This is a genomic window from Streptomyces sp. NPDC006872 (genome assembly GCF_040635845.1).
In the GTDB taxonomy this organism is placed as follows: Bacteria; Actinomycetota; Actinomycetes; order Streptomycetales; family Streptomycetaceae; genus Streptomyces.
The window spans coordinates 322343-336639 of record NZ_JBEYIL010000004.1 but is presented as its reverse complement, the minus strand read 5'-3'; the positions used below and the strand labels follow the sequence as shown (position 1 = coordinate 336639).

Below are 14297 nucleotides of genomic sequence, written 5' to 3'. Positions count from 1 at the left end.
CGTAACCGCAGGTCGAGCCATTGGCCAAACGTTCCTGCGGGTAACGGCCCGCGGTCGCGGGCGGGCAGAGTCAGTCGCGGCCTATGCACTCGACGAGCCGGCGGGCGGCGGCACCCAGCGTGGCCACGTGCAGGGCCGCGGATCGCAGGCCGAGGCCGAGGTCCCCGCACAGTGCACCCTGCGCGCCGAGGAGGGCCTGCTCGCAGATGCTCCAGTCGATACCGTCGGCGGGGAGCCGGTCCTGCTTTCGGCGGACCTGGTCGGCGAGGTCGCGGATTGCGTCTCGGAGGCCGTCGGTGAGGCGCCGGCAGTCGTCGATGGTGGGCAGGATGCCGGTGGCATGCTCGGCCTCGTCGATGAGTGACTCATAGCGCTGGTGTGGCGCGGCGCTGCGCTCCGTATGGTGTGCCATGTCGACGCTCCGTTCGTCGGCTGCTCCCGGGGCTGCGTGGGCCGCGGCCTCGGGGGCTTGTGCGTGCAATTGCAGGCTACCCCTGCGGGATAGGCGGTATAGGCCGTATAGGCCGTCTCGTCTCGCGTGTCTAGGTAGGCCCACCTAGCGTCCTGATCATGAAGTGGGAGCCGGAAGTGCCGCGATGGCGGCAGGTGTACGCCGTTCTGGAGGAGCGAATCGCGGACGGCGCCTACCCGCCTGGCGGTCGGCTACCCTCCGGGATGGCGATCTGCGACGAGTTCGGGATCAGCCAGGTGACCGCGAAGCGCGTGTTGACGGAGCTGCGGAACGCCGGCCTGGCGTACATGGAGCCGGGTATCGGAACGTTCGTCACGGATCTGCCCCAGCCGCCCGGCTCGTAGCTGGCTGTCAGACCCCGCACCTAGACTGACGGCATGCTCCCCACCTCGTCACTGTGGAGGCCTGTGCGCCCGTCTGCTGTGGTGAACGCCGAGATCCGCGCGCTGGTCATCGCGCGCGGCGGATGGCTGTACGGGGAGTCGCGGCGACGGTACGAGGAACTCGTCGCGGAGTGGACACTCGCCGTCGCAGCCGAACGAGGCGAAGTCGTCGAAGCCGCCTAGATTCCGGCCCGCCCGCGCTCTCGAGCCGCCGCGTAGTGGCCGCGTCCCGCATGGTTGGCGACACGCACATACCAGTCCGGGGCCCCAGACCACTGCCGATACGCCGCGTCCTGGTCGCCCATGTAGGCGAGGCCGTCGTCGGTCCAGTCGTAGTAGCCGCGCGGCCGGTCGCTCGTCACCAGAGCGGAGACGTCCAGCGCGGCCTGGAAACTGCTGCACTCGTAGGTGCACCAGCCGGCGTCCTCCCACGCGGTGTACGGGTCACGGCCCCGACCGAGGAACTCGCGAGTTCCTTCCGGGCCGTGCAGGACGACGACGATCTCGCCCGGTGTGAACGGCCAGTCCTGCGGCTCGAGACGGTGCGGGGTGTAGGTGCCGGTGATTGCAAGGAAGCCAAGGCGGTTCAGCGGCACGGTCTGGCGGCCGTTGAGGACGTACAGGATCTCTTCGGCGGTGACGCCGTCATGGGCGGTGAGGTGCGGGGTCATGGATTCATGGTGCCGCACACCGCTGACAGGTTGGCAGCGCGCTCCGTCCCGGTGCATCACGCCGGGACGGAGCGACCAGCAACCACAGCAACCCGACTTGTTCGAAAGACAACTGCCGGACCTTCAGGTTACGCCTCGCCACCGACAACGCCGGGGCGTGTCGACAGCTGGTACTGGTCGACGGGGAACTGTGCGGCCAGCACTCTCCGCGCGCCCTCCCGCATGCGGGCCATGCTCTCTCCGAACTGCAGCAGGGCGGTGGGTGCCGGGATCGTAGGCGCGGGATCGACGTGCCGGCCCAACTGCCGGAGGGCGCGTTCGCGGTTCGGGTACGGGCGGTGCGACATGGGGCCTCCTCGCGTTCTCGCCAGCATGGCAGACGCTCAGCTCTCCTCCGGCCAGGTCGTCAACGTCTCGCCCGCCTCCTCGTCGACCAGGGTGACCTGTGCGCCCGGGAGGCCGCCCCATGACCCGATCCAGGTGGTGAACTGCGCGCGGGCCGTGGTCTCGCTCGCCCACCATCCGTGCATGACGGGCCGGCCGCCGGCGGTCAGGGTGAGGTGGTATCGGTCGGGGTTCACGTGAGCCGGAGTCCGCGGTGCTGGCCGGGGGTGCGGGCGATCGCGCCTTTCCGTTCGATCTGCGCCAGCTGGTAGTGCACGGCGCTGCGCGAACCGAGGCCTACGGCGGCACCGATCTCCTGCAGCGTCGGGCTCTCGCCGCGGTCGGCGATGCTCTGGCGGATGACGGCGAGGATGCGCTCCTGCAGGTCGGTGAGGTGTTCGGTCCGGGGTCGTGCCATACGTCGACTAGAGCACGTGTTCGAATTCTGGGGCAAGTTGACGACTGAAGATGGCCGAACCCGCCGCAACCCCCTGTCTGCGTATCGTTCGATACGCTATGCTCGTATCACTCGATACATCGAGGGGGACTTGATGAACACCACCGCTGCCGCACTCCAGGCCAACGTCACCGCCGACACCATCCGCACCTGGTGCCGCCGGGGTGCCGTCGCCGCCCTCAAGCAGGCAGGCCGCTGGATCATCGACACCGCCTCCCTCGCCCACCGCATCGCCATCGGCCAGCGCCGCACCCGAAAGGCCGCCACCGTGAGCATCGACCTCACCGCCACCTACACCTTCACCCACGCCGGAGACACCGCCCCCACCACCGTCACCCCCACCGTCAAAACCCGCACCCGCCCCACCGGCGAGACCATCACCACCATCAGCAACCTCGCCCCGCTCTTCGCCGACCGCTTCGACGCCATCCCCGACAACGGCGACCGCGTAGCCGCACTGACCGTCTTCCGCAGCGCCCACATCGTCATCAGCGACCAGCACGACGCCGACTGGGACGACGACCCACAGACCCGCGACGGCGGCCAGCTCCGCACCACCTACCGCGGCGGCGTACCCCGCATCACCGTCGCCGACGTCCTCGACCTCGCCGCCCAGCTCCGCGCCCAGCTCGCCGCCTGACCAGGAAGAGACCAGCCACCATGGACATCACCACCGAGCCTCGCGCGGCGGGCCTGTACGTCATCCAGCAGACCGGCATGCAGCAGTGGGCCGAGGACCACGGCACCTGGCAGGCACACGGCGTCCGGCTCGACCTCATGGACGGGCCGGCCCGGCTCGCCGTATGCAAACTGGAGGTACCGCAGTCTCGGGCCGAGGCGCGCGCCCAGGCTGTTGCCGAGGAGATCGAGCCGTGGGGGCTCACGCTGCGGGCGCTGGCCGCCGTGGCGGAAGCACGCGCATGGCAGGCCCGGCTGGTGCCGCTGATCGTGGCGGCCGACGAGGCTGAGCGCAACATGTGGCCCCTGGAGGACTATGCGCGCGACGAACTCGTCAGCTACGCCACGCCCGCGGAGATCGAGAAGGCCAAATCCAGCGACGCCTACGAGTGGGCCGGCATGCCGCTCGCCCGGCTGATCGCGGCACGCTGGCGGGACGAGCTGACGGCCCGCCAGCGCCGCCTGCTTGCGACAGCTCCAGACGTGACGGTCCATCCGATCCATCCGGCGTGGGAGCAGCCGCCCCTGTTCGGTGTCACTGGCGTGAGTACCGCGCAGGTGGTGGCGCGTGAGCTACTGGCGGGGTGGGCCGCCGTTCGTGATCTGCGCGACCCGCTGATCACGTGGGCGGTACGGGATGCTGGGGTGACGCGGACGCAGGTGCAGCAGACCACCGGGGTATCCCGGTCCACGATCAACCGGCTGTTGCCGGGGTAGGACAGCCGCGAGGCCTCCCGTGGGGAGCCGGGAGGCGCGGCGGGCCCTGCCAGAACAGCGACGCACGGCAGGGCCCGAAAGGGGGATTCCGCACCTGGGGGGTCCCGGATCACCCGCACACACCATGCACCACAAACCAGCCAGCAGGATAGAACGCGGCCGAAACTAGGCGATGTCAGTGCCGCCAACGAGAATGCGCCCATGACGACCACCATGCAGAACTACGGACTCACCTGGACAACCCCCGACGGCACACCCCGCGCCTCCACCGTCGCCTACGACAAGCCCAGCGCCGCAGAACAGAAGACCGCCCTCGAGGCCGCCGGCTGCATCAGCGTCCAAATCGTCGCCGTCAAACCCGGAGAACTCCCCGACCCGCAGGGCTAACCAGCAAGCCCGACACCCCGCTACGGTGTCGCCCTCACCAAGCACCTTGGGGGCGACATGCGGATCCTCTGGCTACTCCTGGCCATTCTGCTCACCTGCCTGACCATCGGCGGCCTGATGTCCGCCACCAAGGGCGCCGACACCCCATCCACCGTCGGCGACCTCGCCATCAGTCTGCTCCTCGGCCTCGGGGCCGCAGCGTGCTGGAGACGGGTCAGATTGCCGAGCCGGCAGCAGAGCGGCGACGGTGAGCGTCCCTGGCGCCGGTGAACACCCGAGCGCGCCAGAAGCCCCGCCAAGACGGGGGAGCCTGGCGGGGCCTGACTGCAGTCTGGCACGAGGGCTGACAGGACGGACGGCTTCCGCGTACCGTGTCGGGGCGGCCACCGCAGTTCGCAACCACCTCCGGGTGGAGCCCTCCGGGGCGCTCGGTGGCCGCACCTACGTCCCGGGGAGGCGCGATGAGCGACACGTGGTGGGGCTTAGCCAGCACAGCGCCGACGCCCCCGCAGCCTGGCGGCTGCGGGGGCGTCGGCGCGTTTACAGACCGATATCCTTGCTGGCGGCGTCGGCCCACTTGTCGGCTTCGGCCGCCTCGCTGATTTGTGATCCGTACACGTCGGCGAAGGGTCCCCAGTAGCGGACTCTGAAGCCGAGCATCTTCGTCGGATGCTGCTCCCGATATTTCCCAAAGAGGCAGTCCGGATCGCGGTAGATGCCCTCTTGGATATTGCAGCCACGGCAGAGGTAGCCACGCACCATGCCGGTGGTGTGGTCATGGTCTTCGATGGAGTCGTGGGGATGCCCACAGATCGCACAACGCCCGTTCTGCCAGAGAGATAGCAGCTCCGTCGCCTTGTCTTCGGAGACTTCGGTGAGAGTCTGGAGGTCGGGCATGGGCCACCCCCAGCAGATCGGGTCGGCGTACAGGAACGCCAGCCACTCCCTGTCCTCCGCCTCTTTGCGAGCCGCGCAGGCTTCCTGGAAGGCTTCACCCATGTGCCTCCAGCAGCCGTCTGCGTAGCGGGCCTTGCAACCTTCGGTCCACCAGTGCAGTTCGCGCCGACACGCCGTCCCCTTCTTTGTCAGCTTGCCGCAGACGCGCTTGGCGGCAGTCACGTGCGCTCCAGATGCCGATAGATGGTGGGCCGGCTGACACCAAACTCGTCGGCGATCTGCTGGACGGTGTACTTGCGCTTGCCGTCTGCACCCAGCTCGTCGTACATCTCCTGGGCCAGTTTGATCTGGCGAGTCTTGAGCTTCGGCTTCTGCCCGCCCGTCCGGCCGCGGGCGCGTGCTGCGGCGAGACCGTCGAGGGTCCGCTCGGAGTTCAGCGAGGCCTCGAACTCGGCGACAGCACCGACCATGTTGAAGACCATGCGCCCGGACGCCGTCGACGTGTCGACGCCGAGATTCAGGACGACGAGGGCCACGCCGGCGGCGCGGAACCTGGCTTCCAGGTCGATCAGATTGGCGAGGCTGCGGCCGAGGCGGTCGAGCTTGGTCACTACGACCGTGTCCCCCTCCCGCATCTGCTCGAGGAGCCGGTCCAGTTCAGGACGGGAAGCGAGCTTGCCACTCCTCTTCTCGACGAAGAGCCGGTCACATCCGGCCTCGGTGAGCGCATCGTGCTGCGCTTCAGGGTGCTGGTCCCGTGTGGACACGCGTCCATAGCCGAGTCTCATGGGATCAGTGTACGAGAACCGGGGTGATCGTTACATAGAAGCGGACACGGGATATGTAACAACGGAAGTGCAGGACGGGCGAGTTCGCCGACCATCTCTCACAGACGTTCGTTTGCGGACAGCATCCGGGAGACCCTGCTGACACCCGACTCCGCCTCGGGCAGACTCACGACGTTGATCGGCGACGAAGGGGTGGGCATGGCGGAGCGAAGGTACGACCAGCTACAGGCGCGGGCGCTCAACAACCTGGACGACACTTACTCCGGGGACGCCGACTCCGAAGACCGAGCCGCGCTGCTCGCAAGGGCTCAGATCCATGCCCTGCTCGCAGTCGGTGCTGCGATCAAGGATCTGGCGGAGGCGATTCGCAAGGACCGCTAGAACGAACTGCGCCCCCGCTCCCCCTCCATTGCGGCGAGGAGGCGGGGGCGTCGCGGTTCGGGTCGCTCATCTCGCGCTGCTCCACATGCCGGACGTCCACTTCCCCACGTCACAAATGCGTCACCACTTGCACACGCCCCTCACATCTCCTTTATCTGCCCCGTTACGGTCATCTCTCCACGAACCTGGGGGGACCCATGTCATTCGGTCAGCAGCCGCCGCCACAACCGCAGTGGGCCCCGGCCCCGCAGCCGCCCGTGCCGCCGCGCCCGGGCTGGGCACGGAAGCGGATCGCCATCCCCGCCGCCGGCGTCCTGCTCCTCGTCGGCGTCGGCATCGGCGCCGCAGGCGGCGAAGACGGCAGCAGTAAGACGGCCACGGCGAAGGCCACCGTCACAGTGACCGCCACGCCAGCCGAACTCGCCGCTGACGAGCCGGCCCCCGAAGTCACCGTCACGGAGACGGTCACGTCGAAGCCGACGAAGAAGGCCGAGCCGAAGGTCGCCACCATCCCGGGCGACGGCACGTTCGTCGTCGGCACCGACATCAAGGCCGGCACGTACAAGTCGGCCGGCCCCGCCGACTCGGTGATCCCAAACTGCTATTGGGCGCGGCTGAAGAGCACGTCGGGCGACTTCGACGACATCATCACCAACAACAACGCATCCGGGCCGACGACCGTCACCATCTCCGCAAGCGACGGGGCGTTCCAGACGACCGGCTGCAAGGAGTGGAAGAAAGTCTCCTGACCCCGCACGGCGAAGCGCCCCGCCCCTCACGTCGAGGGGCGGGGCGCTTCCGGGTTCAGCTCAGGCTCCCGTGGAGGCCCACGGCCAGGTCGCGTCCCGCCCGGATTCGAGGAACGGCACCATCCGGAACGCGGCATCGGTCAGTCCGCCGAAGGCGTGGCGCTGCCCGCTCCCCGAGGGCGCGTGTCCGGCCTGGTAGCCAGCGAGATTCCAGGTGTACATCGGCGTCGCCTGCGGGATGGCGCGGTCCACCTCGACGTGGTCGCAGCCGGCCTGCTCGTCGGTGACGATGACGACGCGATCGTGGCCGAGGAACTCCTGCTGCAGTGCGGCCGCCGTGTCGGTGCCACCGCCGAGGAACCAGCCGCCGTCCCGCCACTTCTGCACGTCGCCGAGAACGGATCCGCCCCGGGCAAGGGGGAACGCCTTCGTCTTCGCGCCGGGCGCGTCGTGCACGTAGTAGCGGGCGGACGAGAAGGAGACGACGTCCGCGTTCGCGCAGCGCCGCCCGAGAGCGATGCCGAAGAGAGCGGCCGCGTCCCAGCGCATGAGGCTGCCGTCGCGGGAGAACGTCTCGTTCATTGAGGACGACGTGTCCACGAGGATCAGCGTCCGGCCGCCGAGCTGCGGGATGTTGGCGAGGGAGGCGGTGAGCGCCTTCTCCAGGGCGTGACCCCAGCGCAGCGACGGCGCGGCATTGAACGCGGAGTAGAACCGCATCGGCAGCTGCCGGGAACATGCGACCTGCTCCGGGTCGGCGAGCTTGTGGGCGACGGTTTCGGCGACCTCGTCGGAGACGCCGGCCTCGTCGAAGCCGCGCAGGTTCCGCAGCAGCGCCATGTACCCCATGGACGGGATGATGGCTTCCCACGCGGCCTTGTCCATCGGGCCCTGCAGCCAGCCCGCCAGTCGCTCCCACGTGAACCCTGCCCCGCCGAGACCACCCGGCGATGTGACCAGCGTCGGGTCCAGGACGTAGGCGCGCCGAGCCTCGACCGGGAGTGCGGCCAGTGTCCGGCTTGCCTGGAGTGCTGGCAGGTTGTCCGGGATCGGCTCGTCTCGCTTCATCCTTCGGTCGAGGGCGTGCTTGAACAGGTCGCCCTGCCAGGGCTTGTCGGCGGCGGGTGCGGCGTGGACGAGGTTGAGGACGTCGCCGAAGCGGTAGCCCTTGCTGTCGGTGTCGTACTTGAGGAGCGCCCGCTCGGTGTAGAGGCGCTGGACGGCGTCGGCGATGCCGCGCTTGACCGGCTTGGGGAGGCGGCGGCCGTACTTGGACGTCCAGTAGCCGAGCAGCTCGCCGGGCTCGTCGGGCCGCTGGAGAACGACGGCGATGGCGCGGCGGTTCCAGCCTCCGTTGGCGGTGGCTTCGGCCGCGGTCTCGCGGTTCCAGCCTGCGGGGCTCGCGCCCTTGTCGGCTTCGAGGCGGCCCTTGACGAACTCGGCTGCGCCGACGATCGCCGCGGTCCGCATGTTGCCCTCGCCGCGGAGCCAGCCGAGGAGGCCGACCGTCCACTCGGGGTCTTCGACGGCGAGCTGCCGCACGAGTTGGGTGTAGCGGTCGTCGCGGTCGCCGCCGGTCTCGTAGAAGGTGTTGGTGCCGACCATGTTGCTGACGGCGAGTAGGTAGAGCTCAGAGCGTGCGTCCCGGAGGTGTCCGGTCGCGCCTTCGTGGGTGCGTGTCGTCTGCCCGGTGGTGGTCACGGGCGAGTGGACGGCGGCGCGGGTCGCGCGGGTGTTGAAACGGCTCATGAACGAAAAAGCCCCTCACGTGGAGGGGAGGTTCAGCAGTGGGGTGCCCGAGATCAAGTTGGCGGCGGTCCTGCGAGTTTCGAGCCCGCGCGCACGAGGCGCTTCATTCCAGAGAAGTAACCGCACATCCATCGCACCGGGCACCCCCGATGCTGTGCCTCCCGAGATCAAGGTGGGCGGTTCGGCGTGTTTCGCCAAAGGAAGTAGCCGAGGTTGCCCTGCGCACCGGGAGGTGCATGAAGTTGTGGCACTACTGAACCAGCAAGTCGTGTTGCTTGTCCAGCAACTTGCACAACTCCCCCAACCGGCCCCGGGATGCAGCGACGGGCCCCTCCCGAAGGAGGGGCCCGTTCAGTCGTCTTCGTCGCGCGGCGGGAGCTTCGGTTCGCGGAACGGCCGCGGGGACAGCCAGAACGGCGGCTCGTCTTCGTCGTCGGCCACTGGTCAGCCCTCTTCGACGCCGGGCGGCGGGGCGGGCGGTTCCGGGATCGGCGGGGGCTCCTCGACGCCCATGGCGACGAGGCTGCCGATGTCGGCGCCGCCCTCCCGGCTGCGTGGCTGAACCGGATACGGATCACGTGTAGGCATATCGCACTCCAGTTCTCACACGTCGATTGAATCAAGGTAGGGGCGAGCCCGGTCCGGTATCGGGCGCGGGGCCGGCGGCTTCAACCCCGCGCCACGGATCGTCGCCACCAGGCTCCGGCGGTCCACGACCAGCCACGAGATCGCCGCACCCTGCCCGGTGATCTGTTCCTGCTGGCCGGTCAGATCGTTTTTCAGGTCGTCGATCCGCTCGTTCAGCGCCTTCTTGATCTCGGTGAAGTCATCGCGGTTCTCCTGCCGCTTCGTGCGCTTCGCCGAGCGTGCGGCCCACGCCGCCAGTCCCCCGGTCGCGATCGTCCCGAGGAGCGTGGCGATGGCATTCCCGTCAGGCATACGGTGGCTCTTCTCTCTTGGGCCGCGGAGGCTCCCCCCATCCGGCCACAACCATGATTCCGATCGCGAGCCCGCCGTACAGGGCTGCCGCGATCCACCCTCTGGGGAAGCCGCCGTCCCACCAGGCATACAGATAGGAGATGATCCACGGCGCCACGACCATGACCAAGGCGAAGAAGCCGAACCGGTCAGAGCCCTGTGGCAGGAACGACGACACGATCGCGACGAGCCCGGCTGTGATCCACAGCCAGCCCCACACGTCCAGCGGCACCCTGTCCAGCAGTAGCTTCAGGCCGCGCTGATCCGGTGGCGGGGACGTGACCTGGCCGTACCCGATCAGCGCCCACACCGTGCCGAACGACAGCAGAAACGCCCCACGCCGGCCGAGTGCCCGGCGGAGCCGCCGGACTGCACGGCAGGCCACTTACACACCCTTGGCGAGCGACGCGGAGTTCGTGATGCCCCGCAGTCTCGCGAACAGGCCCTTGCCGAGGGCGAGGGCGGCACCGACGCCGCCCGCGCCCGCGGCGTACCACATGCTGCCGTTGAGGGGCTGGGTGACGACGATGCCGCCGATGAACGATTGCAGGAACGTCGTCAGGACGCGCTCCAGCAGGTCGCGCCCGTAGGCCCCGGCGGTCTTCACGACGGTCTGCGCGTCGGGGAAGTCGATCTCAGACATGGTGGATCGTTCCTTTCGGTGGGTCAGGCGGTGACGGTGAAGCCGTGCCGGGCGGCCAGGCGCTTGAGGGAGGCAGAGCCGGGGATGCCGTCGGCGGCCGCACCGGTGTAGGCGCCGCCGGCCGGGGACCGTTGCCAGCGCGCGTAGGCGTCGATGGTCTTCGTGCCGAAGCTGCCGTCCACGTAGACAGCGTCGAGCATGCCCTCGGCCTTCAGCGCCTGCTCGACGCGGAGGACTTCGGCCTTATAGGTGGTGTGGCCCTGCGCGGCGGCCGGGTCCTTGCGGGCCGCCGCGACGACGCGCGCCAGGGACACCTTCGGCTTGGCCGGGGTCGTCTCCGTCACGGTGCCCGCCGGGCGGGGCGCGCCCTTCTGCACCCACGCGTACAGCGGGCCGCCCGGGCAGCTGGTGGCGTAGCCGTCCTTGTGGCCCTTGATCTCGGTCCCCGCGCCGTGCTTGCGCAGGAGCTCGATGCCGTCGCGGATCGCGCCGAGCATGGCGTCCGTCGGCTGGGTGAGGCCCTCGCTGCCGACGAGTCCGACGATCGCGTAGTGCGCCTGGTTCAGCGCCTGGTTGCCGTTGGCGCCGGTGCGCTTGCCGATGCCGCGGCCCTCGAGGAGATAGCCGTGCGGGCAGGCCGCGTAGTTGTAGGCGACGTCGGAGTAGTTCTCCTTCGTGTTCGCCAGGTGGGACTTGCGGATGGCCTTCCACTCTGCGATGCACGCGTTGTGGTCGGTGAGCAGCTTCGTGCTCACCGCGGTGCCCTCGTAGTGGACCTTGACGCCCTTCGTGGACGTCTGCGTCGGCGCGGCCGATGCCGGCCAGCCGAGTTCGGCTCTGGTGACCAGCTTCATCGCGTAGCCTCCTCGGTCCTCGGCGGGAGAGCGGCGCGCACTGCCGCGTCCTTGCTCTCCAGCAGCTTGCGGAGCGCGACGTCGAGCTCGGGCCCGGGCGGGAGGATGACGGCCAGGCGGTGGGCCAGGTCAGAGAACGGCATGGAGACCCGGCGGAGGTCCTCGGGGAGGTGGGTGAACTCGAAGTACCGAAGGATCGGCGGCAGGGCGGACGGGGCGGCCATGAGTGCTCCAGACATGACGAAGCCCCGGCCGGGAGGCTCGGGGCGTGCGGGGTGGCGGGCGGTGTCAGGCGGCGGGGAGGACCAGGTAGCCCTGCACCCACAGGTTGCCGTTGGTCGCTGAGACGCTGGCTGGGTTGAGGGCCGCAGATCCGGCCGTGCCGGAGTAGAGATAGATGTTCGAGAGGTCGAAGCCGACGGACGCACCGACACGGAGCCCGGACTTGGCGTAGGTCTCGTCGACGGTGACCGCAAGGCTCGAGACTTTCGCCGCGTCGACGTCGTGCTGGAGTTCGAGATGATCAGCGTGGGTGACCACGGCTTCGCAGCCGGACGGCTGATGCCCGGCATCGGCGATCACCGCCCAGCCCGATCCGGTATTGCGGAGCGCACAGGAGATCAGGGCGAGCCGGGTGCCCGACTCGGTGACGAGAACATCGGAGGCTGCAGTCGCGGACGCCGCCGGGGCTGCGGCGGGACCGGCCGGGGCCAGGAGCAGCGCGGCGAGAAGAGCGGGGACGGCCAGGAAGCGGCGCTTCATGTCGCTCCTCACAGGGCCGGGTTCGTGATGCGGATGCCGTCCAGATAGATCGTCGTCACCGAGCCGCCCGCCTCCGCAGGCACGGACACCGACACCACGCCCGTCTGGGAGATCGTCACCCGGGACGCGTAGTGGCTGGAGTTGTAGGTCATGTAGCCGTGGCCGTTCGCCGGCCGGTGCCCGACGTTGAAGGTGAACATCGTCGTCGTGGTGGCCGCGGCGAGGCTGCTGGCGGTGATGCGTCCCTCGTACTCCCACACCTCCACCCCGAGGATCGACAGCTTCCGCATGCGCGGCGTCGGCGACGAGGCGGAGAAGCCGCCCGCGAAAGAGCCCAGCGCCGTGATCGCGGTCCACGCCATCAGCTCGTAGCTCGACTGCACCTGCCAGGCGGAGCCGTCGTACACGTACAGCAAGTTGGTGTCCTGCAGCCAGGACACCATGCCCTCGACGGGTGCAGTCGCCCCGGTCAGGGCCGCCGAGCGGGCGGACGCAGACGCGAACCGCATCACGGTGCGCGGCGCGATGGCGTCGGCGAGGTTGCGGGCCAAAATTTCAGCATTCGGGGCGTCTGTCAGCGTCGCGACCACGATGCCTTGCGAGTAGGAGTCCTGTCCGGCCATGAGGCGTGTGTCCTCCTAGGTGGTGGCGGCTAGGAACTGGCAGTTGATGGAGATGAACCCGACAGCCCCGGCGGGCAGGGCGGCGAACCGGACAACGCCCGTCTCGACCACCTCGAGCTGGCGGATCACGTTGCCGGTGTTGAGCGTCCCGAAGACCAACGTGGCGGTGGGCCGGTAGCCGGCCGGGAGCGTGAACACGTTGCTCACGCCGGACACGGACACCGAGTTGGAGGCGATGAGGCCTTCGATGACGACCATGCCGTCGGCCATGCGCTTGTACCGGGCCCCCTGGTAGTTGCCGCCGCCCGGATAGTTGATCCACGGCGACGTCAAGGACGGCGATGTCCAGGCGTCGCCCGTCGCGGGAACCATCCGGCCCTCGGCCAGCCAGTTCCCGGCCGACGACTGGGTGACTTTGATGAGGTCGCCGACCGCGGGGGCCTGGTAGTCGGCCATGCGGCGGATGTCCTCGATGCCGCCCGCGTCGACCGTGCCGTCCGCATTGACGGCGGTGACGGTGGCCGTCTCCCAGTCGGCCCCGCGGACTGCTGGCGTGCTCTGCCCGGTCCGCACCATCGCGCGCTGCACGGCTGCGGCAAGATCCCGGCGGACGCTCTCGCCCGGCCTTCCGGTCACGAGTCCTCCTTTGCGGAGATCGTCGTGATGGGGAAGTCGCCGTCCACGCCGAGCGGCACGGCGAACGAGGCAGCCTGCTGCAACTCGCGGGAGCCATCAGGGTGGACGAGGCGGAGCACGTCGCCCGGCTCCAACGCCGGGTTCGGCAGGCTGGAGATGTCGCCGGACGCGTTCGGGGCCTTCGCCTGCGCCAGCTTCAGCGTTGCCGCCGCCGTGCACGCCCCGAGCGTCGTCAGCGTCGGCGACGAGTAGAACAGCGGGCGCCTCCCGAACGGGCCTCCCCAGTAGGTGGGGCTGCTCGTGTCGGAGTCCGTGGCCAGGTAGGAGACGGGGGCGACAGCGTCGGCCGTGTTCTCGCCGCGGGCCAGCACGCCGTTGTACACCTGGTCGCTGGTCATGCCGCGGTTGGCTCGGATGTACGCCCCGCCTTTCCCGGCCGCGATCTCCCACGCCGGGGTAGTGGTGAGGAGGTCGGGGAGGGTGGAGATGGTGAACGTGCCGTCGGCGTTCGGGTACACCTCCGCGCCCGCGGCGGCGGCGATCTCCTGGCAGGCCGCCCACGGGTCGGCCTCGATGTCGAAGGTCCGCTGCCCGATGGCCGCGTCGGCGATCGTCGCGACGACGTCCGCGTCCGGCAGGGACCGCTGGACCAGCGCCGTGATCGCGGCGATGACCGTGCCCGTCGACTTCCACGGGGCGGTGAATTTGTCGTCCTGAACGAATGCGGCGAGGTCTTTGCCGGACAGGGTGACCGGGCCTTCGTTGACGTCGCCGCCGACGGTATCCAGGCGGAACACCCCGAGCGGCACCAGCTCGCTGGTGCCGTCGCCGAAGTAGACGCCGCGCCGGATCCGTAGCCTCGCCCCGTAGGTGGCGAGCTGGTCGGTCGGCGTCCGCGGGATCAGCGCCGGATCGGCGACGGTGACCGTGCAGGTACGGCGGATCGCCTGCGCCCGGTCGACCGTCACCGACCCGCCCTCATGCTCCAGGTCGAGCACGCGCCCGTCGGTAAGGAAAAGCTTGACCTCGCTGGCGACCTGATGCGACTCGGCGAGGCGGGCGAGGAAGCGATCGGAGACGGGGTACAC

The 14297-nt window shown here is 69.3% G+C and carries 26 protein-coding genes; 8 read left to right on the top strand and 18 right to left on the bottom strand.

The window, feature by feature from the left end; translation table 11 throughout:
- Window positions 1-70: 70 nt before the first annotated feature.
- A complete protein-coding gene (locus tag ABZ725_RS14750; RefSeq protein ID WP_358803066.1) occupies window positions 71-412 on the bottom strand; it encodes a DUF6415 family natural product biosynthesis protein in 342 nt (113 codons plus the stop codon).
- Window positions 413-570: 158 nt separating this feature from the next.
- Between ABZ725_RS14750 and ABZ725_RS14745 the strand changes: the two genes are divergently transcribed.
- Window positions 571-816, top strand: a complete 246-nt coding sequence (locus ABZ725_RS14745) for a winged helix-turn-helix domain-containing protein (RefSeq protein ID WP_358803065.1) — start codon at window positions 571-573, stop codon at window positions 814-816.
- Window positions 817-849: 33 nt separating this feature from the next.
- Complete coding sequence (locus ABZ725_RS14740) at window positions 850-1038, top strand: hypothetical protein (protein ID WP_358803064.1); 189 nt, start codon at window positions 850-852, stop codon at window positions 1036-1038.
- Here ABZ725_RS14740 and ABZ725_RS14735 read toward each other — a convergent pair.
- The 4 genes from ABZ725_RS14735 to ABZ725_RS14720 form a co-directional block, all read right to left on the bottom strand.
- Window positions 1035-1526 (bottom strand): hypothetical protein, encoded by a 492-nt coding sequence (locus tag ABZ725_RS14735; protein WP_358803063.1) that lies wholly within the window; start codon window positions 1524-1526, stop codon window positions 1035-1037. The two genes, ABZ725_RS14740 and ABZ725_RS14735, sit on opposite strands and share 4 nt — an antisense overlap.
- 128 nt (window positions 1527-1654) lie before the next feature.
- A complete protein-coding gene (locus ABZ725_RS14730) occupies window positions 1655-1873 on the bottom strand; it encodes a hypothetical protein (protein ID WP_358803062.1) in 219 nt (72 codons plus the stop codon).
- Between the two features lie 36 nt (window positions 1874-1909).
- Window positions 1910-2107 (bottom strand): hypothetical protein, encoded by a 198-nt coding sequence (locus ABZ725_RS14725; RefSeq protein ID WP_358803061.1) that lies wholly within the window; start codon window positions 2105-2107, stop codon window positions 1910-1912.
- A complete protein-coding gene (locus ABZ725_RS14720) occupies window positions 2104-2328 on the bottom strand; it encodes a hypothetical protein (protein ID WP_358803060.1) in 225 nt (74 codons plus the stop codon). Before ABZ725_RS14720 ends, ABZ725_RS14725 begins: the two co-directional genes overlap by 4 nt.
- Window positions 2329-2461: 133 nt before the next feature.
- Between ABZ725_RS14720 and ABZ725_RS14715 the strand changes: the two genes are divergently transcribed.
- The 4 genes from ABZ725_RS14715 (at window position 2462) to ABZ725_RS14700 (ending at window position 4419) form a co-directional block, all read left to right on the top strand.
- Window positions 2462-3007 (top strand): hypothetical protein, encoded by a 546-nt coding sequence (locus tag ABZ725_RS14715; RefSeq protein WP_358803059.1) that lies wholly within the window; start codon window positions 2462-2464, stop codon window positions 3005-3007.
- Between the two features lie 20 nt (window positions 3008-3027).
- Window positions 3028-3762 (top strand): hypothetical protein, encoded by a 735-nt coding sequence (locus ABZ725_RS14710; RefSeq protein ID WP_358803058.1) that lies wholly within the window; start codon window positions 3028-3030, stop codon window positions 3760-3762.
- A gap of 201 nt (window positions 3763-3963) precedes the next feature.
- Window positions 3964-4149 (top strand): hypothetical protein, encoded by a 186-nt coding sequence (locus tag ABZ725_RS14705; RefSeq protein WP_358803057.1) that lies wholly within the window; start codon window positions 3964-3966, stop codon window positions 4147-4149.
- Between the two features lie 57 nt (window positions 4150-4206).
- Window positions 4207-4419: a hypothetical protein gene (locus ABZ725_RS14700; protein WP_358803056.1), complete on the top strand. Its 213-nt coding sequence runs from the start codon at window positions 4207-4209 to the stop codon at window positions 4417-4419.
- A gap of 270 nt (window positions 4420-4689) precedes the next feature.
- On the opposite strand, the gene ABZ725_RS14695 is transcribed toward ABZ725_RS14700, so the two are convergent.
- Both ABZ725_RS14695 and ABZ725_RS14690 read right to left on the bottom strand, forming a co-directional pair.
- Window positions 4690-5268: an endonuclease domain-containing protein gene (locus ABZ725_RS14695; protein WP_358803055.1), complete on the bottom strand. Its 579-nt coding sequence runs from the start codon at window positions 5266-5268 to the stop codon at window positions 4690-4692.
- Window positions 5265-5834: a recombinase family protein gene (locus ABZ725_RS14690; RefSeq protein ID WP_358803054.1), complete on the bottom strand. Its 570-nt coding sequence runs from the start codon at window positions 5832-5834 to the stop codon at window positions 5265-5267. The genes ABZ725_RS14695 and ABZ725_RS14690 overlap by 4 nt, the downstream gene beginning before the upstream one ends.
- 198 nt (window positions 5835-6032) lie before the next feature.
- Between ABZ725_RS14690 and ABZ725_RS14685 the strand changes: the two genes are divergently transcribed.
- Both ABZ725_RS14685 and ABZ725_RS14680 read left to right on the top strand, forming a co-directional pair.
- Window positions 6033-6215: a hypothetical protein gene (locus tag ABZ725_RS14685; protein WP_358803053.1), complete on the top strand. Its 183-nt coding sequence runs from the start codon at window positions 6033-6035 to the stop codon at window positions 6213-6215.
- Between the two features lie 197 nt (window positions 6216-6412).
- Complete coding sequence (locus ABZ725_RS14680; RefSeq protein ID WP_358803052.1) at window positions 6413-6964, top strand: hypothetical protein; 552 nt, start codon at window positions 6413-6415, stop codon at window positions 6962-6964.
- Between the two features lie 60 nt (window positions 6965-7024).
- On the opposite strand, the gene ABZ725_RS14675 is transcribed toward ABZ725_RS14680, so the two are convergent.
- The 11 genes from ABZ725_RS14675 to ABZ725_RS14625 all read right to left on the bottom strand — a co-directional run bounded on the left by ABZ725_RS14675 (window position 7025) and on the right by ABZ725_RS14625 (window position 14297).
- Complete coding sequence (locus ABZ725_RS14675) at window positions 7025-8713, bottom strand: TROVE domain-containing protein (RefSeq protein ID WP_358803051.1); 1689 nt, start codon at window positions 8711-8713, stop codon at window positions 7025-7027.
- Window positions 8714-9157: 444 nt separating this feature from the next.
- A complete protein-coding gene (locus ABZ725_RS14670; protein WP_358803050.1) occupies window positions 9158-9301 on the bottom strand; it encodes a hypothetical protein in 144 nt (47 codons plus the stop codon).
- 15 nt (window positions 9302-9316) lie between these two features.
- A complete protein-coding gene (locus ABZ725_RS14665) occupies window positions 9317-9652 on the bottom strand; it encodes a hypothetical protein (RefSeq protein ID WP_358803049.1) in 336 nt (111 codons plus the stop codon).
- Window positions 9645-10001 (bottom strand): hypothetical protein, encoded by a 357-nt coding sequence (locus tag ABZ725_RS14660; protein WP_358803048.1) that lies wholly within the window; start codon window positions 9999-10001, stop codon window positions 9645-9647. The genes ABZ725_RS14665 and ABZ725_RS14660 overlap by 8 nt, the downstream gene beginning before the upstream one ends.
- A gap of 75 nt (window positions 10002-10076) precedes the next feature.
- Entirely contained in the window at window positions 10077-10334 is a 258-nt protein-coding gene (locus ABZ725_RS14655; protein WP_358803047.1) for a hypothetical protein, read from the bottom strand.
- Between the two features lie 23 nt (window positions 10335-10357).
- Window positions 10358-11188, bottom strand: a complete 831-nt coding sequence (locus ABZ725_RS14650; RefSeq protein ID WP_358803046.1) for a peptidoglycan recognition family protein — start codon at window positions 11186-11188, stop codon at window positions 10358-10360.
- A complete protein-coding gene (locus ABZ725_RS14645) occupies window positions 11185-11412 on the bottom strand; it encodes a hypothetical protein (RefSeq protein WP_358803045.1) in 228 nt (75 codons plus the stop codon). Before ABZ725_RS14645 ends, ABZ725_RS14650 begins: the two co-directional genes overlap by 4 nt.
- Before the next feature lie 64 nt (window positions 11413-11476).
- On the bottom strand, window positions 11477-11950 hold the full coding sequence (locus ABZ725_RS14640) for a hypothetical protein (protein WP_358803044.1): 474 nt from the start codon (window positions 11948-11950) through the stop codon (window positions 11477-11479).
- Between the two features lie 8 nt (window positions 11951-11958).
- Window positions 11959-12573, bottom strand: a complete 615-nt coding sequence (locus ABZ725_RS14635) for a hypothetical protein (RefSeq protein WP_358803043.1) — start codon at window positions 12571-12573, stop codon at window positions 11959-11961.
- Between the two features lie 15 nt (window positions 12574-12588).
- The gene (locus ABZ725_RS14630) at window positions 12589-13209 is read right to left on the bottom strand and encodes a hypothetical protein (RefSeq protein WP_358803042.1); all 621 of its coding nucleotides are present in this window, start codon (window positions 13207-13209) and stop codon (window positions 12589-12591) included.
- Complete coding sequence (locus ABZ725_RS14625; RefSeq protein WP_358803041.1) at window positions 13206-14297, bottom strand: DUF5047 domain-containing protein; 1092 nt, start codon at window positions 14295-14297, stop codon at window positions 13206-13208. Before ABZ725_RS14625 ends, ABZ725_RS14630 begins: the two co-directional genes overlap by 4 nt.

Coding starts and splice junctions, on each gene's coding strand:
- ABZ725_RS14750 (WP_358803066.1), bottom strand. CDS start 412: ATGGCACACCATACGGAGCGCAGCGCCGCGCCACACCAGCGCTATGAG.
- ABZ725_RS14745 (WP_358803065.1), top strand. CDS start 571: ATGAAGTGGGAGCCGGAAGTGCCGCGATGGCGGCAGGTGTACGCCGTT.
- ABZ725_RS14740 (WP_358803064.1), top strand. CDS start 850: ATGCTCCCCACCTCGTCACTGTGGAGGCCTGTGCGCCCGTCTGCTGTG.
- ABZ725_RS14735 (WP_358803063.1), bottom strand. CDS start 1,526: ATGACCCCGCACCTCACCGCCCATGACGGCGTCACCGCCGAAGAGATC.
- ABZ725_RS14730 (WP_358803062.1), bottom strand. CDS start 1,873: ATGTCGCACCGCCCGTACCCGAACCGCGAACGCGCCCTCCGGCAGTTG.
- ABZ725_RS14720 (WP_358803060.1), bottom strand. CDS start 2,328: ATGGCACGACCCCGGACCGAACACCTCACCGACCTGCAGGAGCGCATC.
- ABZ725_RS14715 (WP_358803059.1), top strand. CDS start 2,462: ATGAACACCACCGCTGCCGCACTCCAGGCCAACGTCACCGCCGACACC.
- ABZ725_RS14710 (WP_358803058.1), top strand. CDS start 3,028: ATGGACATCACCACCGAGCCTCGCGCGGCGGGCCTGTACGTCATCCAG.
- ABZ725_RS14705 (WP_358803057.1), top strand. CDS start 3,964: ATGACGACCACCATGCAGAACTACGGACTCACCTGGACAACCCCCGAC.
- ABZ725_RS14700 (WP_358803056.1), top strand. CDS start 4,207: ATGCGGATCCTCTGGCTACTCCTGGCCATTCTGCTCACCTGCCTGACC.
- ABZ725_RS14690 (WP_358803054.1), bottom strand. CDS start 5,834: ATGAGACTCGGCTATGGACGCGTGTCCACACGGGACCAGCACCCTGAA.
- ABZ725_RS14685 (WP_358803053.1), top strand. CDS start 6,033: ATGGCGGAGCGAAGGTACGACCAGCTACAGGCGCGGGCGCTCAACAAC.
- ABZ725_RS14680 (WP_358803052.1), top strand. CDS start 6,413: ATGTCATTCGGTCAGCAGCCGCCGCCACAACCGCAGTGGGCCCCGGCC.
- ABZ725_RS14675 (WP_358803051.1), bottom strand. CDS start 8,713: ATGAGCCGTTTCAACACCCGCGCGACCCGCGCCGCCGTCCACTCGCCC.
- ABZ725_RS14670 (WP_358803050.1), bottom strand. CDS start 9,301: ATGCCTACACGTGATCCGTATCCGGTTCAGCCACGCAGCCGGGAGGGC.
- ABZ725_RS14665 (WP_358803049.1), bottom strand. CDS start 9,652: ATGCCTGACGGGAATGCCATCGCCACGCTCCTCGGGACGATCGCGACC.
- ABZ725_RS14655 (WP_358803047.1), bottom strand. CDS start 10,334: ATGTCTGAGATCGACTTCCCCGACGCGCAGACCGTCGTGAAGACCGCC.
- ABZ725_RS14650 (WP_358803046.1), bottom strand. CDS start 11,188: ATGAAGCTGGTCACCAGAGCCGAACTCGGCTGGCCGGCATCGGCCGCG.
- ABZ725_RS14645 (WP_358803045.1), bottom strand. CDS start 11,412: ATGGCCGCCCCGTCCGCCCTGCCGCCGATCCTTCGGTACTTCGAGTTC.
- ABZ725_RS14640 (WP_358803044.1), bottom strand. CDS start 11,950: ATGAAGCGCCGCTTCCTGGCCGTCCCCGCTCTTCTCGCCGCGCTGCTC.
- ABZ725_RS14635 (WP_358803043.1), bottom strand. CDS start 12,573: ATGGCCGGACAGGACTCCTACTCGCAAGGCATCGTGGTCGCGACGCTG.